This window comes from Streptococcus parasanguinis (assembly GCF_901875555.1).
GTDB lineage: Bacteria > Bacillota > Bacilli > Lactobacillales > Streptococcaceae > Streptococcus > Streptococcus parasanguinis_H.
Genome location: NZ_CABFMD010000004.1, coordinates 24990 through 45456, shown reverse-complemented (window position 1 = coordinate 45456; position 20467 = coordinate 24990). Strand labels below are relative to the sequence as shown.

Annotated in this window: 20 protein-coding genes and 1 tRNA gene; all 21 read right to left on the bottom strand. The window is 42.6% G+C overall.

Features of this window, described 5'->3' with window-relative positions:
• Window position 1: 1 nt before the first annotated feature.
• The 21 genes from JX304_RS01405 to JX304_RS01305 all read right to left on the bottom strand — a co-directional run bounded on the left by JX304_RS01405 (window position 2) and on the right by JX304_RS01305 (window position 20374).
• Window positions 2-820 carry an ABC transporter permease gene (locus tag JX304_RS01405; protein WP_205010932.1) on the bottom strand — a complete coding sequence of 273 codons (819 nt, stop codon included), beginning with the start codon at window positions 818-820 and terminating at the stop codon, window positions 2-4.
• A gap of 1 nt (window position 821) precedes the next feature.
• Window positions 822-1814, bottom strand: coding sequence for an ABC transporter ATP-binding protein (locus JX304_RS01400; protein ID WP_205010931.1), 993 nt, complete (start codon window positions 1812-1814; stop codon window positions 822-824).
• Between the two features lie 348 nt (window positions 1815-2162).
• A complete protein-coding gene (locus JX304_RS01395; RefSeq protein ID WP_205010930.1) occupies window positions 2163-3095 on the bottom strand; it encodes an alpha/beta fold hydrolase in 933 nt (310 codons plus the stop codon).
• Between the two features lie 89 nt (window positions 3096-3184).
• Window positions 3185-4066, bottom strand: a complete 882-nt coding sequence (locus tag JX304_RS01390) for a class II fructose-bisphosphate aldolase (protein WP_187540761.1) — start codon at window positions 4064-4066, stop codon at window positions 3185-3187.
• A 339-nt stretch (window positions 4067-4405) separates the two neighbouring features.
• Entirely contained in the window at window positions 4406-4858 is a 453-nt protein-coding gene (locus tag JX304_RS01385; RefSeq protein ID WP_205010929.1) for a hypothetical protein, read from the bottom strand.
• Between the two features lie 80 nt (window positions 4859-4938).
• Window positions 4939-5024, bottom strand: a tRNA-Leu gene (locus JX304_RS01380).
• Between the two features lie 124 nt (window positions 5025-5148).
• The gene (locus tag JX304_RS01375) at window positions 5149-6762 is read right to left on the bottom strand and encodes a CTP synthase (protein WP_205010928.1); all 1614 of its coding nucleotides are present in this window, start codon (window positions 6760-6762) and stop codon (window positions 5149-5151) included.
• 174 nt (window positions 6763-6936) lie between these two features.
• Complete coding sequence (locus tag JX304_RS01370) at window positions 6937-7632, bottom strand: B3/B4 domain-containing protein (RefSeq protein ID WP_205010927.1); 696 nt, start codon at window positions 7630-7632, stop codon at window positions 6937-6939.
• Window positions 7633-7743: 111 nt separating this feature from the next.
• Window positions 7744-8328 (bottom strand): DNA-directed RNA polymerase subunit delta, encoded by a 585-nt coding sequence (gene rpoE, locus JX304_RS01365; protein ID WP_003010182.1) that lies wholly within the window; start codon window positions 8326-8328, stop codon window positions 7744-7746.
• Between the two features lie 371 nt (window positions 8329-8699).
• On the bottom strand, window positions 8700-9983 hold the full coding sequence (tig, locus tag JX304_RS01360) for a trigger factor (protein WP_205010926.1): 1284 nt from the start codon (window positions 9981-9983) through the stop codon (window positions 8700-8702).
• A 128-nt stretch (window positions 9984-10111) separates the two neighbouring features.
• Window positions 10112-10675, bottom strand: a complete 564-nt coding sequence (locus JX304_RS01355; protein WP_205010925.1) for a TIGR01440 family protein — start codon at window positions 10673-10675, stop codon at window positions 10112-10114.
• Window positions 10676-10678: 3 nt separating this feature from the next.
• Window positions 10679-11149, bottom strand: a complete 471-nt coding sequence (locus JX304_RS01350) for an ECF transporter S component (protein WP_003010175.1) — start codon at window positions 11147-11149, stop codon at window positions 10679-10681.
• On the bottom strand, window positions 11139-11900 hold the full coding sequence (locus JX304_RS01345; RefSeq protein ID WP_205010924.1) for a bifunctional hydroxymethylpyrimidine kinase/phosphomethylpyrimidine kinase: 762 nt from the start codon (window positions 11898-11900) through the stop codon (window positions 11139-11141). The genes JX304_RS01350 and JX304_RS01345 overlap by 11 nt, the downstream gene beginning before the upstream one ends.
• Window positions 11893-12639: a tRNA pseudouridine(38-40) synthase TruA gene (truA, locus tag JX304_RS01340; protein WP_205010923.1), complete on the bottom strand. Its 747-nt coding sequence runs from the start codon at window positions 12637-12639 to the stop codon at window positions 11893-11895. The genes JX304_RS01345 and truA overlap by 8 nt, the downstream gene beginning before the upstream one ends.
• Window positions 12640-12906: 267 nt before the next feature.
• On the bottom strand, window positions 12907-14040 hold the full coding sequence (dnaJ, locus tag JX304_RS01335) for a molecular chaperone DnaJ (RefSeq protein WP_205010922.1): 1134 nt from the start codon (window positions 14038-14040) through the stop codon (window positions 12907-12909).
• A gap of 198 nt (window positions 14041-14238) precedes the next feature.
• Window positions 14239-14871 carry a DJ-1/PfpI family protein gene (locus JX304_RS01330; RefSeq protein WP_205010921.1) on the bottom strand — a complete coding sequence of 211 codons (633 nt, stop codon included), beginning with the start codon at window positions 14869-14871 and terminating at the stop codon, window positions 14239-14241.
• Window positions 14872-15079: 208 nt separating this feature from the next.
• Window positions 15080-16906 (bottom strand): molecular chaperone DnaK, encoded by a 1827-nt coding sequence (dnaK, locus tag JX304_RS01325; protein WP_205010920.1) that lies wholly within the window; start codon window positions 16904-16906, stop codon window positions 15080-15082.
• A gap of 252 nt (window positions 16907-17158) precedes the next feature.
• Window positions 17159-17683 (bottom strand): nucleotide exchange factor GrpE, encoded by a 525-nt coding sequence (gene grpE / locus JX304_RS01320; RefSeq protein WP_345770904.1) that lies wholly within the window; start codon window positions 17681-17683, stop codon window positions 17159-17161.
• 24 nt (window positions 17684-17707) lie between these two features.
• Window positions 17708-18742: a heat-inducible transcriptional repressor HrcA gene (gene hrcA / locus JX304_RS01315; protein ID WP_205010918.1), complete on the bottom strand. Its 1035-nt coding sequence runs from the start codon at window positions 18740-18742 to the stop codon at window positions 17708-17710.
• A gap of 167 nt (window positions 18743-18909) precedes the next feature.
• Window positions 18910-19683: a M15 family metallopeptidase gene (locus JX304_RS01310; RefSeq protein WP_205010917.1), complete on the bottom strand. Its 774-nt coding sequence runs from the start codon at window positions 19681-19683 to the stop codon at window positions 18910-18912.
• Window positions 19676-20374: a histidine phosphatase family protein gene (locus JX304_RS01305; RefSeq protein ID WP_205010916.1), complete on the bottom strand. Its 699-nt coding sequence runs from the start codon at window positions 20372-20374 to the stop codon at window positions 19676-19678. Before JX304_RS01305 ends, JX304_RS01310 begins: the two co-directional genes overlap by 8 nt.
• Between the last annotated feature and the right edge of the window lie 93 nt (window positions 20375-20467).

Here is a 20467-nt window from a genome sequence, read left to right as displayed (position 1 = left end):
ACTAACCTCCCTGAATGGTGATAAATGACTGGACTCGTTTCCAAATCAACTGAGACAAGCCCACCATTACTATAAGCCAGAAGAACTGGAGCAAAAGCGCTTGAAGAATCTGACTAGCATCGTATTTCCCAACAATAATCATAACCGGAGTGTAAATCAAGGATGAAAATGGCAATAAGGAGAGAATATCTGAAACAATCTTTGGAAAGAAAGCCAAGGGAATCAAACTACCAGACATAAAGGCCACTATGGAAGTCTTGAGCAGATTGGAACCCCATAGATTTTTAAATACAAAAGCTGAAAATCCAAAGCAGATATTAAAGAAAAAGTTAATCAGATAGGCCAGCGTTAAGCTAAAAAGATAAAGGGTAGTTAGTCCCAGCACTTCTACAATCCCTTGCCCAGATAAGATTTTCATCAAAACAATGACACTTAAAAATGGCAGTCCAACAGAGATAAAAATCAACCACTTGGAACCAAGCTCCGTAAAGAGGTAAGAAGCCGCAAAATGCACTGGTCTCAGCAAGCGCATGATAATGGAGCCATCCTTGACCTCCTCCCCAATCATAAAGGAGCTATCAGACCTGGTCAAGAGATTGGTCACAAAACTCATGATGATGTAAAGAGTGATATCTGCCATACTGAAGCCCTGAATCAAAGGCTCCTGGGAGGAATCAAAGACAGCCTTCCATAGATAAAAAGCCACAAAAGCCCCCATGACATCACCAATCCGATAAAGTAGAAAGTTGACTCGATAGCTAATCAACTCCTGAATCCCTGCATTGATAAAGGGTTTATAACGTCTCCATAATTTGACCATCTTAGAGCTCCTTTCGATAGAAGCGACGGATAATATCTTCAATATCCGTATCTACCATCTTCAAATCACGGACTTCAAAATCAGATAAGGTTTGCTTGATAATATCGGCCGACTGGTAGCGGGAACTATCGAATTCAATATTGAGAGTATTTCCTTGTCTATCAATGGACATATCAGGCAGGCCTTCATAGTGAGAAAGGAGATGACTTTGATCTGGTACTAGTTCAAAGGAGAGAGTCTTCATCTTTCCAAAGGTCTCCTTGAGCTGGCTAACCGTTCCATCAAAAATCTCTTGCCCCTTATCAATCATAAAAATCCGATCACAGAGTTGCTCAATATCACTCAGGTCGTGAGTGGTCAAAAGAATAGTGGTCTCTTCCTCCTGATTGATCTGGGTGATAGCCCGACGAATGTTATCCTTGACCGACACATCCAAACCAATAGTCGGCTCATCTAAAAAGAGAACCTTGGGATTGTGAAGCAAGGAAGCCGCAATATCCGCCCGCATCCGTTGACCTAGTGAAAGGGTCCGCACAGGATCCTTGATAAATTCTTTCAAATCCAAAACTTCATTCAAAAAGTCCATGCGCTTATGGAAAAGCGAGTCTGGCACATCGTAAATCTCCTTCAAGACCGTGTAGGTCTCTTGCAGTGCCAAATCCCACCATAGCTGGGTGCGTTGTCCGAAAACGACTCCAATATCCTTGACATAATCTTGGCGATTATCCTGGGGAATCTTGCCGTTAATCCGACAAAAACCAGATGTCGGCTTCAAAATTCCTGTCAGCATTTTGATAGTGGTTGACTTCCCAGCACCATTTGCCCCGATAAATCCTAAAATCTGCCCTTTTGGAACTTCAAAAGTTAAATCCTTGACCGCTTCAAAGGTCTGCTTTTCAGGATGAATAAAGGAGCGCAAGGCTCCCTTTAACCCCGGCTCCTTAACTGTCTTCACAAAATTTTTCCGAAGATGTTGCACTTCTATCATTGCCATATCTATCTCCCTATCGTAAGAAACAACATTGTATTTTTGACTACAAATATTCTAAATCCTTACTTTCTACACTTTCTCAATATTATTACAGAAGGCTTTATACCAACCTATTATAATCTAATAAAAATAGGAATGCAAGCGTTTGCTTATTGATTATGAAATGAGAGATTTCTCACTTAAAATGAAACTTTTAATCAAAAATTCTGTTAAATAGTTTCCTTAAGAGACCAAAAAACCTGCCCTTAGGGGCAGGTTTTTTGTTATTTTTTAATCGAGAAAATTAACGATTCTACTGTAAATCCTCCAGCATTTAATGATTATCATCAGTCCCAATGGATTTTTAAGCCCTCAATTATTCTCCAAAAATTCTTTAATGCGAGAAACAATAGCATCGCTTTGATAATGATAGAGGTCGTGAGGCGCATCCATATAGACGACTCGAACATTAGACTGGTCGCTTGCAAATCTCTCTGCATAACGTTGCCACTCTGATTGGCTAAAGCTAGTACCATCACCGTTAGACACCAGGAGTAAGGCTGGAATTTTCGGATTAATGCTAGATGGAACTTTCTTGGCATTTTCCCTTGCCAAACGGGATTCATGGAGCATGGCTTGTGACATCAACTGCTTATATGCTAGTAATTTATATTGTTGTCGTTCAGTTTCAGTCAGAGTTGGATTTTTTATATAAAAGGACTCAGGGAAATAGCGTAATAAGCCAATCTTACTGCTCCAATAAGCCACAGTAAGCAAGGCCTGATTGTCCTTTAAATCCTCATAACTTGCTGGTAATGCCCAATCCAGACCAACCAAGGCTTTCACTTCATCAGGATACTTTTCCTGCCAAGCCAGACTTTCAAGACTAGCCATTGAATGAGACAGAATGATAAAAGGTCCTGATATATTTGCTTGTGATAGAGCTTGACGGGTCTCAGAAAGAACCGTCATCACATCTCTTGATTGATCACTATCTTCACTAAAACCATATCCCGCTCGCTCTACGACGACTACTTTGTATTTTTTGGATAGGGAATCTGTTAGATTCTTAAAGTCTAATATAGGTGAAGCAATACCTGCACCTGAAAGAACTACTATTGTCTCTTGACCATCCCCTTCAACGTAAACATTGATTTTATGCCCATTAACGAGAACAGTTTTACCCATAGGAGTTAGAGATGCTTGTTCCTTTTCTAAGCTGATACGATGAAAGATAAATGTTGCTACTAAAAACAAAAGAATGAAACCAAGAAAGGCTAGACAGCATTTTTTCAGTTTTTTCATAGCATTATTGTACAAAAATTAAATCCCGGAAGCAACTTTTCCCAAACAAAAAAACAAGATCCACATGGGACCTTGTTTTCCTGTTTTTATTAAGCTTTGCCTTCTGAACCGAATACGTCGATACGTTCTTCAACAGCTGCAGTAATTGCTTCGAAACCTGGTTTCAAGAATTTACGTGGGTCGAAGAGTTTCTTCTTGTCGTATTCTGCTTCGTTTGCATCGTATTCACGTACGAATTGACGAGTAGCATTTGCAAATGCGATTTGGCATTCAGTGTTCACGTTAACTTTCGCAACACCAAGTTTGATCGCTGCTTGGATTTGATCATCAGGGATACCTGATCCACCGTGCAATACGATTGGGAATCCTGGAACAGCTTCAGTCAATTTTTGCAAGTGGTCAAGGTGAAGACCTTTCCAGTTTGCTGGGTAAGGACCGTGGATGTTACCGATACCTGCTGCCAAGAAGTCAATTCCTGTAGCAACCATTGCTTTAGCGTCTTCGATTGGTGCCAATTCACCATCACCGATGATACCGTCTTCTTCACCACCGATAGTACCAACTTCAGCTTCAACGGAAACGCCTTTAGCATGAGCTTTTTCAACGACGTCTTTCGCCAATTTAAGGTTTTCTTCAACTGGAAGGTGTGAACCATCAAACATGATTGAAGTGTAACCAGCTTCGATACATTCAAGAGCATCTTCATAATGACCATGGTCAAGGTGAATAGCAACTGGTACAGTGATTCCCATTGCTTCTACAAGGTTTTCGATAAGGGCTTTACATACTTTGTAACCACCCATGTATTTTGCAGCACCCATAGAAGTTTGGATAAGTACTGGAGCTTTCTTAGCTTCTGCTGCACGCAAGATAGCTTGAGTCCACTCAAGGTTGTTTGTGTTAAATCCACCAACTGCATAACCATTGTCACGAGCTGCTTGGACAAATTTTTCTGCTGAAACGATTGCCATTAGTAGTAGGCCTCCTCTAATTTTTTGTGGTTAAACCACTTACATCGTTTATTTTATCACTTTTACGCTAAAATTGCTAGTTTTTCCTGTGGCTTTAAGCGCTTTCTTACGATAAATAGTACGGAACACTCTCCCCTAAGACTTTCATCCTAGCAAATAAGGAAAAGAGAGTGGGACAGAAATCGGTCATTCGTTAGAATTCGATTTCGTCGTCCCACCTCCGCACAGTTGAGTAGGGCTGTAAAAGCTGATGAAATCAGCGTAGTAGAGCCCACTCAACCACTGCGTCTTGCTCGACAATCCAAAAACAATTGAGAGTCTAGGACTTTTGTCCCAGCCTCAATTCTCTTCTTTAAAATTTTTTAGTGAAAGGAGAAAGGCAATCCCGCAAATCACAAGGGATACCGCTGCAACCCATTGAGAATAGAAATAAGCAGCAAATAATTGACTGTCAGTAAACATTTTTCCAAGAAACCCGTTTACCAATCTAAAAAGAAAAGGAAAGGTGTCAGGCACAGCAAGAAATATCGCAACAAGTAGAATACAGCCTGCCATCAAGAAAAGATTGGGAATCCACTTTTTAATCCTCTTCTCTTTTCTGAGCAAATACTTAGAAGCAATCGCTGCTAGAAAAACGAGGACATTCCATATGTTTAAGGCGATAAAATATCTAAAAGTATCCTTGTATGCGCCTATCCCCATAGCTAAAATCATAATAGGACCGAAAAAATTAATGGCACTTCCCAATAGTGCAAAGAGGCCATCGACCAAAATCAGATACTTCTTCTTCATGTTTATACCACCTCTCCCACCTATTCTACCACAAAGGTTTCGAGAAACAAAAAAAGATAGCCGAAGCTATCTTCATCCGATGCGGAGAGAGGGACTTGAACCCTCACGACCTAAAGCGGTCACAGGATCCTTAGTCCTGCGCGTCTGCCAATTCCGCCATCCCCGCGATTGAGTACCTTACTAGTATATCAATCAACGACTTTTTTGTCAAGATTTTTTTCAAACTTTTTTCAGAGTTTGTCATTTTTTCACAAAAAGGGAGCAGGTCTATAGACCTGCTCCCTTGATTTTTATTTGCTATCGTGGTTTTCAACTGCCGCTGTGATAAAGGCTGTGTAAAGTCCTTCTGGGCGGTTTGGACGGCTTGACAATTCTGGGTGGTATTGGCAAGCCACAAAGAATTTATTTTCTGGAATTTCAACGATTTCGACCAGACGGTTGTCTGGAGAAACACCTGAAAAGACCAGTCCTGCTTCTTCGAATTGTTCACGGAAAGCATTGTTAAACTCATAACGGTGACGGTGGCGACGTTGTACCACTTCTTGATTGTCATAGGCAGCAGCTGCTTTTGATCCTCGTTTGAGTTTAGATGGGTAAAGACCGAGACGGAGTGTTCCTCCCATATCTTCTACATCGATTTGATCGCGCATGATATCGATCACTGGATACTTGGTGTCTGGATCCAATTCTGCTGAGTTGGCTCCTTCTAGTCCCAAAACATCACGTGCAAATTCGACACAGGTCAACTGCATACCAAGGCAAACTCCCAGCATTGGTACATCATTTTCACGCGCATACTTGATGGCTTGAATTTTTCCTTCCGTTCCCCGTTGACCAAAACCACCTGGGACGATGATTCCATCAGCATCTCCAAGGAGTTCTGCCACATTTTCGGCTGTCACATCATTGGCATTGACCCAATTAATCTTGACTTCAGCATCATTCGCATAACCTGAGTGCTTCAAGGCCTCAACGACAGAAATGTAGGCATCTTGCAATTCCACGTATTTTCCAACTAAGGAAATCTTGACCTGCTTCTTGAGGTTCATGACCTTATCGACCATCGCAGACCATTCTGTCATATCTGCTGCAGGAACATTCAATTTCAAATGGTCACAAACGATTTGGTCCATATTTTGTGCTTGCAAGTTCAATGGGATTTGGTACAAATGTTCCACATCAAGTGACTCAATGACAGCTTCTGGTGCGACATCACAGAATTGAGCCAACTTGTTCTTAATTCCTTGACCAGCTGGTTTTTCTGTACGGATGACCAACATATTTGGTTGAATCCCAAGACCACGCAATTCTTTCACAGAGTGTTGGGTTGGTTTGGTTTTCATTTCACCCGCAGCCTTCAAGTAAGGAAGGAGAGTGGTGTGGATATACATGACATTTTCAGCACCGACATCTGCCTTCATTTGGCGAAGCGCTTCAAGGAATGGAAGGGACTCGATATCCCCAACGGTACCGCCAACTTCTGTGATGATGACATCTGAATCGGTCGTCGTCGCTGCTCGTTTGATCTTTTCTTTCAAGGCATCCGTAATATGAGGAATAACCTGTACAGTAGCGCCCAAGTATTCCCCATGGCGTTCCTTGCGAAGGACTTCGCTATAAATTTTTCCTGTCGTCACATTTGAGTACTTATTCAGGTTGATATCGATAAAGCGTTCATAGTGACCAAGGTCTAAGTCCGTCTCAGCACCATCGTCAGTGACAAAGACTTCCCCGTGTTGGTAAGGGCTCATCGTCCCTGGGTCGATATTGATATAAGGGTCAAATTTTTGGATGGTCACTTTCAATCCACGATTTTTGAGCAAGCGACCAAGACTTGCTGCGACAATCCCTTTTCCGATGGATGATACGACACCACCCGTGACAAAAATATATTTTGTTGACATGTGCTTTCCTCTTCTTCTAATGTTGTAGAGGCCATTCCTCTTTGCAGAAAAAAACAAAAATAGCTCCCTAATCCATAGGGAGCTCCGACCTCAAAATGAGGTGCCCGAACAATATCTTACCGCAAATGCTCCACTTTGTCAAATTGAAAATTTCATGAAAATGATTCCTGCCGTTTACACGACTTTTTCCACTCCATTTTGTGTGACAAGAAATTTCTCAAATTGAAGATCAGGCATGCAGGAAGCAAGATCCTTGTGGATTCGCTCCAGTGCTTCTAAACGCATCTCTACTGTGGTCTCTTGATTTCCTTGGATGACAAAGAGAGCGTTTTTTGTTGTTTCCTCAAATTTGTAAAGGTCGCTATCCCGCACATCCAACCAAGCTAGAACCCCTTTTTGATCTCTGTAGACGGGGTCTGTCGGTGCTACATGCTTTTCGCTAGAAAGGATAGGTAAGAAGAGATCTTCTCTTTGACTGATCGTAAATTCTATCGGACCCTCAATCTTATCCAGATCGTGTCCTCCAATAGCGAGAAAAGATTTCAGACATTCAACATTATAAATGTCAATGATACTATTGATCTGAGGCAGAGAACCTCGATGCTGGATGTTTCGGATGAGGGCAAGAATTGTTGGCGGATTTTTCTTGGTACTGCGCCCTACCTTTTGCAACAAATCCGTATAGCCTGTAACAACCGCTGATTCTGCAACTTCTTCCACCTCACACTGGAGCGCCCATTGTTCCATCGCTTGCTTTTTTTCAAGAAAAGCGACAGGTAAAACAGCTTGAGGATCCACATGTTTAGCTATGCCGACCACAACCGTGTCAATACCAGCATCTACTAAACTGTCATCTAAACGAAAGTCCATTTGAAACACCTCCTATTTGGAAAATACTTACATGTACATTATACTCTAACTTGTCACCGTTTTCAATGCAAACAAAAAGAAACAAGGAACAATTTCCTTGTTTCGTATGAATTATTCTTCTTCCTCGTCTTCAGAATCCTCTTCTTCGTCGTCTTCTTCGCTCAATTCAACTTCTTCACCCAAATCATCTGGTACAATTTCATTGATTTCAGCATCGTAAGCTTCGACTTCACTCTTTTCATCATCTGGATTTTCTTCATCATATGAAAGAGCTGGATCTGCTTCGTAAACTTCTTCGTCTTCTGGATCGTCATCGTTGTAGTCGATCGCATCTTCGTCTCCATCCATGAAGGCATTAACACGTTTTTTCTTGCGTTTCTTAGGTGTTTCGTCTTCATCTGTTTCTTCAAGAGCGATGATTTCCTCGTCAACTTCATCGATGGCATACCATGAACGAAGTCCCCATTTGTTATCTCCAAGAGGGATAAAGCTTCCATCTACATTCAATTCTGTGTAGAACAATGGGAGGGCTTCACGGATCTCGCTGTTTGATTTTTCAAGGTAATTTTGAATTTCATTTACAAGATCGCTAAAGTACATTTCATGGTCACGTCCGCGTAATTCCAAAATCGCACGCGCCACTTCAATCATAGAAAGTTCACTTTTTTCTTGTCCAGCAAATACTTCTAATTCCAAGGGTAAATCTCCTTATGTTTCATTTCCTAAATGGAGAAGGATCCGGTCTTAAACCTCATCCTATCCTCGATGATAGATTGAAAACTTCTCGTCACTAAATCTATCACGCATTTTATCGTTACACTCTATTGTACGATAAATTTCCCCTTTCGTCAAAGGAAAATTCCAGGATTCTCCATGAAATCAGAAAAGGGAGTGGGAAAGAACTCCGACTAGTTAAAAAGAGTTCGTTTTCCCACCCCCGCACAGTTGATTAGGTCATCTTTGGAGCTTAAAGGCGAACAAAGATGCCAATCAACCACTGCGTCATACAGTTATTTCTACCAAACATCAAAGGCCGGACAGTTGTTGCCCAGCCTTTTTATTCTAAATTATTTTACTTTTGCTGTGCTTGTGATCACGTTCACTGCTTTCTTCACGGTGATGTCATGTTTCAACATTTCTGGTGAAAGAAGGTTGCGAACTTGTTCAACTGGCATGTTGTAATCTGCTGCCAATTGTTCGATTTCAGCGTTGATTTCTTCTTCAGTTGCTTCGAAGCCTTCTGCTTTGGCTACTGCTTCAACCACGAGGTTTGTCTTCGTGCGGCTTTCAGCTTCTGCTTCGTATTGTTTGTGAAGATCTTCTTGAGTTGTTCCAGTGATTTGGAAGTACATTTCAGGTGAGATACCTTGACGTTGCATGTTTCCAAGGAATTCGTTGATTGAACGGTGTACTTCTTCGTGGATCATTTCTTCTGGAAGTTCAACAATTTCAGCGTTTTCAACTGCAAGATCGATTGCTGCTGCTTCTACTGCATCGTTGTATGCTTCTTCTTTTGATTCAGCCAATTCTTTACGGTATTTTTCTTTCAATTCAGCAAGAGTTTCAACTTCTTCGTCGATGTCTTTTGCTAATTCATCGTCAAGAGCTGGTACTTCTTTTGCTTTTACTTCGTGGATCGTTGTCACGAATTTTGCTTCTTTACCTGCAAGGTCAGCTGCTTGGTAGTCTTCTGGGAAGGTTACGATCACATCAACTGTTTCACCAGCAGAGTGTCCAACCAATTGGTCTTCGAAACCTGGGATGAATTGACCTGAACCAAGTCCAAGTGAGAAGTTGTCACCTTTACCACCGTCGAATTCAACACCGTCGATAGAACCTACGAAGTCGATCACAACTGTGTCACCTTCTGCAGCAGCACCTTCTTTAACAACCAATTCAGCCAAGTTGTTGCGTTCGCGTTCGATACGAGCATCCACATCAGCGTCTGTTACTTCTTTAGAAACTTCTACTGATACTTCAAGGTCTTTGTAAGCACCCAATTTTACTTCAGGTTTTGTTACAACAGCTGCTGTCAATGTCCAGTCTTGACCTTTTTCCATAGATACAACATCGAAAGTTGGTTGTGCTACAACTTCGATTCCAGCTTCTTTAACAGCTGCTTCGTATGCTGCTGGAAGAAGATCGTTCAAAGCATCTTGGTAAAGAGCTTCTTCACCAAAACGTTGGTTGAAGATTGGACGTGGAATATGACCTTTACGGAATCCAGGTACGTTCAAAGTTTTCTTAACTGACTCAAACACACGGTCCAAAGCAGGTTTGATTTGCTCTTGGCTGATTGTGAAAGTCAATACACCGTGGTTAGTTTCTTTGTTTTCAAATGATACAGACATTCTGTCTCTCCTTAAAATAATATAGTCATTCCTTATAATTTTACCACAAAACTTTGAAATTGCAAGTTTTAAAACGTTTTTGCCTCTCTTTTCATCCAAAAAAACTAGCCCCTAAAAGCTAGTTCTATTTATGATTTTCGGATGGGATCATCGAGGTAGAGAGCACGGGCACCGCCGATCAATTTTGGCCGACTGGCCAGGGCTGTGACATGGGCACCGCCTAGTTCACGCAAGATAGGGCGAATCGGAACTTGGACATGTTTGACATGCATCCCCACCGAGGTATCTCCGATGTCTAACCCGGCTTGGGCTGTAATAAATTCTACTTCAACAGGATCCTTAAAATACTTGAAAGCAGCGAGTTGCCCAGCACCTCCTGCATGGAGACTCGGAAGGACATTGACGATTTCTAGCTCCTTCTTGTCTGCCAATTCTCTTTCAACCACTAAAGCGCGATTGAGATGCTCACATCCTTGTACCGCTAGATAAATCCCTCTTGGATTCAACTCATCTAGTAAGGTTTTGACAATAGCTTCGGCAATGTCGATGTTCGAGGCTTTTCCAATTTTCCCTCCTGCAACTTCACTTGAAGACATCCCGAGGACTAGAATCTGTCCTTGGTGGAGACGGCTTTTTGCCAGAACATCTACTAGAATTTCTTTCGTAGCCTTCTTCAGTTGCTCCAGATCCATGAGTTAGCTTCCTTTCTTTTGGAAGGCATAATAGACTACATAGCCTAAAGCCATTCCGACAAAGTTTTGAGCAAGGTTATTTGGAATATCCGAGATAGCAGCTCCCCAGCCATTGCCTAAAAAGAGAGCAGAAGCTAGTGCGTAACCGCCTACCATGACGACTGTCGCAAGAAGCAAGCCTAGGTAACGAGCTTTTCCCTTGAAGCCAGCGAAATAGCCTTGTCCCCCGTGAAAGAGGAGACTAAAGAACATCCACTGAGGATAACCTGAGATGAGGTCGAGTAAAAAGGCCCCGACACCACCAACAATAGCGCCTTCCTTGCGTCCAAAATAGAAGGCCGTGAAATAAACACCCAGATCTAGCAGGGTGACGATCCCTGTGGGAGTTGGGAGTTTGGTATAGTAGCCAAGTACAACTGTCAAAGCTGTCAAAATGGAAAGGCGGGCAATGAGTTGAGTTCGATTAGATGTCATATTGTACTACTCCATACTGGTCTGAATGTTGAATCGCTTGGAAGACAAAGTCTTTAGAGGCTTTAACAGCTTCAAACGGTGATTTCCCTTTCACCAACTGGCTGGAAATGCTAGACGCAAAGGTACAACCAGCTCCTGTATTGTTCTTTTCCAAGACTGGCTCTTCAATGACGGTGAAGTCTGTACCATCATAAAAGACATCGATAGCCTTTTCTTTATTGAGACGATTGCCACCTTTGACCACGACATTCGCCGCTCCTAATTCGTGGAGCTTGCGCGCTGCCTCTTTCATATCGTCGAGCGATTGAATCTTGCTTTGGGTCAAGATCTCAGCTTCTGGTAGGTTTGGCGTAATGATGGTCACATAAGGGAAGAACTTGATCAATTCGTCTCGAAGAGCTGAAACTTCCACATCGTGGCTTTCCTTGCAAACCAAGACAGGATCGAGCACTACTGGGATATCTGCATGAGCTTTGACATAGTCCAAAGCTAGGTCTGCCACTTGGACATTTGGCAAGAGGCCGAGTTTAATAGCAGAGAAAGGAACATCTTTGAGGGAACCCAGTTGTTGAGCGAAAGTGGTTGGATCTACCGGAATCACTTCAAAACCATGTTCGGTCATGGCTGTCAAACAAGTCACCGCCACAAAGCCATGCTGTTTGTTGGTTGTATAGGTTGCAAGGTCCGCATGAAGACCTCCCCCACTAAAAATATCATTTCCTGAAATTGCGAGAATTAATTCATTACTCATAGCGTATCTCCTTTAAATATAAGCCATTGGGCGCTGCTGTTGGACCTGCGAGATTGCGGTCCTTCTTTTCCAAAATCAGATCGATCTGCTCGATCGGCATCCGATCATTTCCGATCTTTAGCAAAGTTCCCACCATATTACGGATTTGCTTGTAGAGAAAGCCATTGCCTGAAAAGGTAAAGAGTAGGCGATGATGGTTGGCATCCTCGACCAAGCAAGCCTCTGTAATCGTGCGAACCTTATCCTCCACGCTGGTTCCCGAAGCGGTAAAACCAGTGAAGTCATGAGTCCCTTCCAATTTTTTGATGGCCACTTGCATCTTGTCTACATCCAACGGATAAGGGTAGTGAGTTGCATAATGGCGCATCATTGGATTTTTAGGACGACCATAATCCACGATAAATTCATAGGTCTTGCTGTGCTTATTGTAGCGCGAATGGAAATCATCTGAAACCGTCTCAACACGAATCACATCGATATCCTCAGGTGTTTGGGTATCTAGGGCAAAGCGGAGCTTCTCCTCATCCCGAACTTGAGGGAGATCAAAATGGATGACCTGACCAAGAGCATGGACACCTGAATCCGTTCGGCCGGCACCATGAATCATCACTGGCTTTCCTTGATTGAGACGCGTCAAGGTCTTTTCGATTTCTTCTTGCACACTGCGGGCATGCGGTTGGCGTTGAAACCCTGCAAACAAGGTCCCGTCATACGAAATGGTTGCTTTGTATCGTGTCATGGTTTTATTTTAACAGGATATAGAAGGGGTTACAAGAGTGGAAAAATCAAACTGTCCGGGTACAGTTTGTAAAATAAAAAAAGAGAGAGTGGGACAGAAATCGGTCATTCGTTAGAATTCGATTTCGTCGTCCCACCTCCGCACAGTTGAGTAGGGCTGTAAAAGCTGATGAAATCAGCCTAGTAGAGCCCACTCAACCACTGCGTCTTGCTGGACAATTCAAAGACAATTGAGAGGCTAGGACTTTTGTCCCAGCCTCTTCATTGTTTATAAGTCATCCAAGGCATCTTTGACCTTATCAAAGAAGCCTTTTTTCTTTGGGTTAACCTTGATATCCCCCGCTTCCGCAAAGGCTTGAAGGGCTTCTTTTTGCTTGTCATTTAGACCAGTTGGGGTGACAACATTGACTGATACATATTGGTCTCCCATAGCACCACCACGAAGACTAGGTGCTCCTTTTCCACGGAGGCGGAATTTCTTACCGGTTTGGGTCCCTTCAGGAATCACCAAATCGACATCTCCATGAACAGTTGGCACATGGACCGTATCTCCAAGTGCCGCTTGGACAAAGTTCAAGTCTAACTTGTAGTAGATAGTTGAACCATCCCGTTCAAACTGATTACTTGGCTCTACACTGACAACGACATACAAATCACCATAAGGTCCACCATTAAATCCTGCTTCACCTTGACCCGCTAAACGGATTTGTTGACCTGTTTCAACTCCTGCAGGAATCTTGACGTTCACGCTATGGGCTTGCTTTTCATGACCTGTTCCACGACAAGTCGTACATGGATCTTTGATTTCTTGACCACGACCATGACAGACATCACAGGTCACTTGACGGCGCATCATACCAAGAGGGGTTTGCGTATCTACATTGATGACACCAGAACCATGACAGCGACCACAAGTCACTGGACTCGTCCCTGGTTTTGCCCCAGAGCCATGACAAGTATGACAGCTGGATTCTCGATTGTACTTCACTTCTTTTTCAACACCGAAAATTGCTTCTTCAAACTTGAGATTGACACGGTATTGGAGGTCATCCCCTTGACGAGGTGCATTTGGATTACGACTTGCACCGCCTCCAAAGAAGCTAGAGAAGATGTCTTCAAAGCCACCAAAACCAGCGCCATCAAAGCCACCAAAGCCACCAGCTCCACCACCGAAGCCACCATTAGCACCTGCAGCACCATATTGGTCATAAGCAGCTCGTTTTTGCTCGTCACTTAAAGTCTCATAAGCTTCTTGAACTTCCTTGTACTTTTCCTCAGCACCAGGTTCCTTGTTGATATCTGGGTGATATTTTTTAGATAATTTCCGATAGGCTTTCTTGATCTCATCTTGAGATGCATTCTTTGAAACGCCCAAACGGTCATAAAATTCAGAATTGTTCATTTAAGATACCAAGACCGTAAAATTCGACCGAAAAATAGGAAATCTGACGCCGGAGCGATGCTCCTAGACAGATTTATCTTTTTTCCGAGAATTTAGGTCGGGTTCAGTTCCTTTCTTTTATATTAAATCAGAATTTTTGGGAACCCGTGTTCAGTTGCGAACACTCTTTGTTCCTTTCTTTTATTTTCATGTACATCTTTAGAGGCTGTTTTCTATACTCTGCTTCACTTGATCAAACTCTTGGTCTGATAGAGTATATATCAAATCCTCTTCTGTATACTCGTTTTGTTCTTTAAAATAGTTGTCCGTATTCTCTGCCAACCCTAGACTTAGAATCACTTTTCTTGCAAACTCTCGATGTGCAAAACCGATAGCCGTAATGATTTGTTTATCTTGCACAACCAGTTCGGGTTGGAAATTTTCACGTGGAAGAAATTCAAAATAATCAAAGAAGTTTTGCCAAATTCCACCTGTAAATTTCGTATCGTTCAACAAGCCTGCTTTCGCCAATAAAAGAGGCGCTGAAGAAATGGCTGCAATTAAGATATCTCGCTCACCAAGATCTCTCAAAAACGAAATCAATTTTTCATCCTGTAGAGCAGGTCCAATGTTAACCATTCCTGGCAAAATCACGCAAGAATACTCTTCTATACGGATTTGATCTAGTGTTTTCGTTGGTTGACAGGGCAAGCCATCCTCAGAGACCACCATTGAATGATCTGAAGCGGCATAATCAATCGTAATATCAAAAGACAGAGCTAAAGTACTCGTTAAAGCAGTTATCTCATAAAGAGAAAAATTAGGATAAATGATACAAAGTACTTTTTTCATACGCAACATCCTCTATTTTACCGAAAAACAGAGGCTGGGTTGCAACCTCTGGATTTCTTTTCATCATTTACTAGTAAGGCTGAATTGAGTTTCAGCTTAAATCGAGCACGCCCTAACCTCTTGGTGAAAAAGACAAATCTTCCTAAAAACTAAAGTTTCTGCGTCAGATTTCCTATTTTCACTGTGAGGTTTTAACGGGCTTTGCATCTTACTTTTCCGTAAACTCTCCGTCTACGACGTCATCGCCGCCTGCGTTTCCTGTTGTTTGTGCGCCTTCTGCTCCTGCTTGAGCTTGTTGTGCTGCTGCGGCTTGTTCGTAGAGTTTAACGGCAAGGGCTTGAGCTTTTTCGTTCAATGCTTCAAGTTTTGCTTTCATTTCGTCCAAGTTGTTGTCTTCTTGCGCTTTCTTAAGGTCATCAAGGGCAGCTTGGGCAGCATCACGTTCTGCATCGAAACCTTTGCCTTCAGTTTCCTTGATTGTCTTTTCAGTCGCAAAGATAGCTTGGTCTACTTCGTTACGAAGGTCAATTTCTTCTTTACGTTTCTTATCTGCTTCAGCGTTTGCTTCTGCATCTTTCATCATGCGGTCGATTTCTTCGTCTGTCAAACCTGAGTTAGATTGGATAACGATTGTTTGTTCTTTTTGAGTTCCAAGATCTTTGGCTTTAACAGATACGATACCGTTCTTATCGATGTCAAATGTTACTTCGATTTGTGGAATACCACGAGGTGCAGCTGGGATATCTGTCAATTGGAAACGTCCAAGAGTCTTGTTATCTGCTGCCATTGGGCGTTCACCTTGAAGAACGTGGATATCAACGGCTGGTTGGTTGTCTGCTGCAGTTGAGAAGACTTGTGATTTAGATGTTGGAATCGTAGTGTTGCGGTCGATAAGTTTTGTAAATACTCCACCCATTGTTTCGATACCAAGTGACAATGGAGTTACGTCAAGAAGGACAACGTCTTTGACATCACCAGTGATGACACCACCTTGGATCGCAGCACCCATAGCAACCACTTCATCAGGGTTCACTGATTTGTTTGGTTCTTTACCAGTTTCAGCCTTAACAGCTTCTACAACAGCTGGGATACGAGTTGAACCACCAACAAGGATGACTTCTTCGATTTCTGACAAGCTCAAACCTGCATCTGAAAGAGCTTGACGAACTGGAGTTTTTGTACGATCTACAAGTTCACGAGTTAAATCGTCGAATTTAGCACGAGTCAAGGTCATTTCCAAGTGAAGAGGTCCAGCAGCACCAGCGGTGATGAATGGCAAGCTGATTTGAGTTGAAGTGACACCAGAAAGGTCTTTCTTAGCTTTTTCAGCTGCATCTTTCAAACGTTGAAGAGCCATCTTGTCTGTTGACAAGTCGATACCATTTTCTTTCTTGAATTCTTCAACCATGTAATCAATAATTTTTTGGTCAAAGTTATCACCACCGAGTTTGTTATCCCCTGCAGTTGCCAATACATCGAAGACACCGTCACCCAATTCAAGGATAGACACGTCAAATGTACCACCACCAAGGTCGAATACCAAGATTTTTTCTTCTTTATCTGTCTTATCCAAGCCGTAAGCAAGGGCTGCTGCAGTTGGTTCGTTAACGATACGTTCTACTTCAAGACCAGCGATTTTACCAGCGTCTTTAGTTGCTTGACGTTGAGCATCGTTGAAGTAAGCTGGAACTGTGATAACAGCTTTGGTTACTTTTTCACCAAGGTAATCTTCAGCATAACCTTTCAAGTATTGAAGGATCATAGCTGAGATTTCTTGTGGTGTGTATTCTTTACCGTTAGCAGAAACTTTTTCAGAAGTACCCATCTTAGATTTGATAGAGATGACTGTATCTGGATTTGTGACTGCTTGACGTTTTGCAGCGTCACCAACGATGATTTCACCGTTTTTGAAGGATACTACTGAAGGTGTTGTGCGGTTTCCTTCTGGGTTTGCGATAATTTTTGATTCAGTTCCTTCAAGAACTGCTACTGCTGAGTTTGTTGTACCTAAGTCAATACCGATAATTTTGCTCATTATTTTTTCCTCTTTTTATTTTTATTTTCTTTTTGATACTTCCCTTAAGTGGTGGGGACGTGAGCAACTCCCTACGGGATTTCATCACTTATTTTTGAGCCTATTGTCTCAAAAATCCCCTGTTTCAGTAGCACAAGCTACTGAAACTTTCACCACGGCGGGAAATATCTTCCTTGCAAGCCTCCGGCTTGCGTCTTATCTTTCTTTCATAGTTTATTGTCGTTTCGGACAAGGTTTTTTAAGTTCTTTAGCCTAATTGTAGACAACTACCATAGCCGGTCTTAAGATGCGGTCATGGAGTTTGTAGCCTTTTTGGAAGACTTGTGCGATGGTGTCTGCTGGATGCTCGTCATCTGCAGGCATGGTTTGGATGGCCATGTGGTAGTTATGGTCAAAGGCTCCGTCCGCTGGAATTTCTTCGATTCCTTCTTCCTTCAGAGCATGTACCAAACTCTCTTGGACCATTTCTAAGCCCTTCTTCACATCATCTGTTAACCCTTCAACGGCAAGGGCACGTTCGAGGTTGTCCAGTGATGGTAAGATCGCTTTTGCCAAATCTTGGCTACGGTATTTTTGTAATTGTTGACGTTCTTCATTGGCACGGCGCTGAATGTTTTGCATTTCTGCATGAGCACGAAGGTATTTATTTTCAAATTCCTCGGCACGCGCTTGCGCTTCTTCTAATTCAGAAGGTTGGTTGCTTTCCTCTACAACTTCTTCAGTTGTTTGGGCAACTTCCTCTTCTTTCAGGTCTTCTTTTTTGATATCTTCTGTCAAGGCATACACCCCTTTCATTTGGTCTTAATTTACTTCATAATGGTTGCTGTTGAGGTAACGGTAGTAATCCGTCAACTTCATGACGAGGACTCGTCCGATGACATTGACGAGACTCACAACACGCCTGTAATCCATCTCTACAGGACCGATCACATGCATGAGGGCCATCCCACGATAAGGAACCAGGAACTTGTGGCTAATCACTGTCACATTTTTCAAGGCCTTCTCTTGGGATTCTGCAACCAGGATCTGGGTCATTTGATCTTCTGGCATTCCCCCTCGTAACTCCAAGGCTACATGTTGGGGATTATCTAAGAACTGATAAGTCTGAAGATCGGCGTAGGTTAAGGATGAAACCTTTCCTTCTACAAAGACCAGTTCTTGAAACAGTTGCGAGAAGACGTAATCAAACAGATCCAAGACATTATCTGTCGTCTTGAAATAGCGCTGTACAATCTGTGGAATCTCCGTTCGCAAGCGGTAGTGGATATCCAAGACCGTATTTCCAATGAAACGCTCTCGAACCAGCTGATGGAAGATTTCCAAATCACTGGCTAAGAAATTCTTTGGAATGGCAAACTGGACGGTGACAGGCTTTGATTCATCCAAGGTCAGAACCGCTAAGGCATCGTGATTGGATAATGGAACAATCTCAAAACCAGTCAAGCGCTGACGTGTCGGCTCAACATCCTGAATCACTGCGGTGTAACCCGTCATCTGGGCGAGTAACTTAGCCGTAGCATCCAAAATATCGTCTAACTTAAAGGCTTCGAAATCAAAGGCTTTCACCACCTGGTAGACATCTTGTTCATCAATCAACTCTAGATCCAGCGAGTTCTGAACAAAATATTGAAAACCAGCCCGGCTAGGCATTCGGCCACTCGAAGTGTGAGCCTTTTCTAGTAAGCCTTGTTTTTCGAGGGCAGCCATGTCGTTTCGGATAGTAGCACTACTGGATTGAATGACATCTTGCAATGCTTTTGAACCGACTGGTTCGTGGGTCTTGGTAAAGATATCGACAACAAGATTTAGAATCTCATTTTGACGTTCTGTAACCATGACCTCACCTCTCTTTCGTATTTAGCACTCTAAATACCCAAGTGCTAAACCATGATTCTATTATACACCCATCCAAAAGAAAGTCAAGAGAAAAATCCAAAAAATTAGCACTCTTTTTTCAAGAGTGCTAAAAATCATTCTGAAGACCTAGAGAAGTGAATCTCCTTCTATTTTCCAGCCTTTTTCAATAGTTGAATATATTCTTCCAATACTAGCTGATGTTTGGCCATATACTGGGCATTTTCTACGCCAACATAACGGAAATGCCAATTCTCAAAATTCACACCCGTGATGTTGCTCTTCCCATCTGGGTAGCGAAGGACAAAGCCATATTGCGGTGCGATGGCAGCCAGCTGCATGCCCAACTCATCACTTTGACCAGCTTCGACACTCATATCAATGGCAAGCCCCGTCTGGTGTTCACTAGCACCAGGGACCTGCACCTGAGTCTGTACCTGCTTTTCAGCTTCTTCATGCGAAAGACCACTAGCCTCTAGTTGCGCAACACGCTCATTATAGAGCTCTGTTTGTTCGGCCACGCTTCGATAACCTGATATCAAGGTTTCTTCTGGGGCGATTTTTCGAGCTGCTTCTAAGAATTGACGAGTTGGTTCTACAATCCGACTATCCACTTTGATAGCATCTACATCTGTCAATTGTGGGTTCAACTCTGGCTTCACATTGTCACGGTTGACCAAGATCAACTGCCAGTCTTTGGTCGAAACGGCTGGTAAATCTGATTTTTCTTTCTTTTTTTTAGAAGAAGAGGGAGTCGTTACAGCTGTGTTTTTAGCCTTCCAAAACTGAAGTCCCGAAAACAAGCTTGGTTTAGCTAAGTAAACACCAATTCCTGATCCAAGAACCACAAAAAGAAAGAAACTCAATAGGTAAGGCCACCATTTCTTGCGCTTTTTCCGTGCTCGTTTGTATTTTTTACTCATAGCTTCCCTCTAGGAGTTTTGCGCCAACTTTACGATAGGACATATCCCCAATTTTTTCGATAGTAAATACTCCATCTTCATAGGCTAAAACCGTCACACTTCCGTTGTCCAAGACCAATTCTTCGACAGCTTTTGGATCAATCAAGTAGATTAGGGTCGTAATCGTCATACCGTGGCTGACCACAATGGCATTGCCACCGCCTGCTGCTTCTAAGTCCTTGGCAATCGCTTCAAAACCTTCTTTGATCCGTTTGCTCAATTTTTCCCAGGATTCTGCCCAGCCTGTAGTGTCCACTTCAACAATGCCTTCAGCCATTTCCATTAGACTTAGTTTTCTAAAATCATCAATTTGAAAAACCCGAGGGAGAACACCAAAAAAGAGGTCTCCATCATAAGCACCATCAAAGCTACCAAAGCACCACTCACGGATACGCTTATCATAGCGATAAGGGATCTTACCGGCCAGGCCCATCTCGTCAAGGATGATGCCCATACTCTGAATCGCACGGCCAGAGTCACTCGAAACGGCTTGATCAAAGTCAAGTCCAGCCTTTTTTAGGCCAATTCCTAGTTCTTGAACGCCCCGTTCTCCTTCTTGTGTCAGGGGTGTATCAGACCACCCTTGAGCACGTCCCAAGGTATTAAACATGGTTTTTCCATGACGGGCAATGTATAATCTGGTTTTTGTCATTGTATTCCTCCGTATTTGTCCACTTTATTATATCATGTTTTCCTATCAGACAGACGGAAAGCTCTTACATTTTTCGCCTATACAGCATCCCAC

What these genes read in the sequence shown, in the direction of transcription:
- JX304_RS01305 (WP_205010916.1), bottom strand. Translation starts at nt 20,374, where the DNA reads ATGACAAAAACCAGATTATACATTGCCCGTCATGGAAAAACCATGTTT.
- JX304_RS01395 (WP_205010930.1), bottom strand. Translation starts at nt 3,095, where the DNA reads ATGAAAAAACTGAAAAAATGCTGTCTAGCCTTTCTTGGTTTCATTCTT.
- JX304_RS01385 (WP_205010929.1), bottom strand. Translation starts at nt 4,858, where the DNA reads ATGAAGAAGAAGTATCTGATTTTGGTCGATGGCCTCTTTGCACTATTG.
- hrcA (WP_205010918.1), bottom strand. Translation starts at nt 18,742, where the DNA reads ATGGTTACAGAACGTCAAAATGAGATTCTAAATCTTGTTGTCGATATC.
- JX304_RS01355 (WP_205010925.1), bottom strand. Translation starts at nt 10,675, where the DNA reads ATGGATCTGGAGCAACTGAAGAAGGCTACGAAAGAAATTCTAGTAGAT.
- dnaJ (WP_205010922.1), bottom strand. Translation starts at nt 14,040, where the DNA reads ATGAACAATTCTGAATTTTATGACCGTTTGGGCGTTTCAAAGAATGCA.
- JX304_RS01330 (WP_205010921.1), bottom strand. Translation starts at nt 14,871, where the DNA reads ATGAAAAAAGTACTTTGTATCATTTATCCTAATTTTTCTCTTTATGAG.
- JX304_RS01350 (WP_003010175.1), bottom strand. Translation starts at nt 11,149, where the DNA reads ATGACATCTAATCGAACTCAACTCATTGCCCGCCTTTCCATTTTGACA.
- JX304_RS01345 (WP_205010924.1), bottom strand. Translation starts at nt 11,900, where the DNA reads ATGAGTAATGAATTAATTCTCGCAATTTCAGGAAATGATATTTTTAGT.
- JX304_RS01405 (WP_205010932.1), bottom strand. Translation starts at nt 820, where the DNA reads ATGGTCAAATTATGGAGACGTTATAAACCCTTTATCAATGCAGGGATT.
- JX304_RS01390 (WP_187540761.1), bottom strand. Translation starts at nt 4,066, where the DNA reads ATGGCAATCGTTTCAGCAGAAAAATTTGTCCAAGCAGCTCGTGACAAT.
- tig (WP_205010926.1), bottom strand. Translation starts at nt 9,983, where the DNA reads ATGTCTGTATCATTTGAAAACAAAGAAACTAACCACGGTGTATTGACT.
- dnaK (WP_205010920.1), bottom strand. Translation starts at nt 16,906, where the DNA reads ATGAGCAAAATTATCGGTATTGACTTAGGTACAACAAACTCAGCAGTA.
- JX304_RS01310 (WP_205010917.1), bottom strand. Translation starts at nt 19,683, where the DNA reads ATGAGTAAAAAATACAAACGAGCACGGAAAAAGCGCAAGAAATGGTGG.
- truA (WP_205010923.1), bottom strand. Translation starts at nt 12,639, where the DNA reads ATGACACGATACAAAGCAACCATTTCGTATGACGGGACCTTGTTTGCA.
- JX304_RS01370 (WP_205010927.1), bottom strand. Translation starts at nt 7,632, where the DNA reads ATGGACTTTCGTTTAGATGACAGTTTAGTAGATGCTGGTATTGACACG.
- JX304_RS01400 (WP_205010931.1), bottom strand. Translation starts at nt 1,814, where the DNA reads ATGGCAATGATAGAAGTGCAACATCTTCGGAAAAATTTTGTGAAGACA.
- JX304_RS01375 (WP_205010928.1), bottom strand. Translation starts at nt 6,762, where the DNA reads ATGTCAACAAAATATATTTTTGTCACGGGTGGTGTCGTATCATCCATC.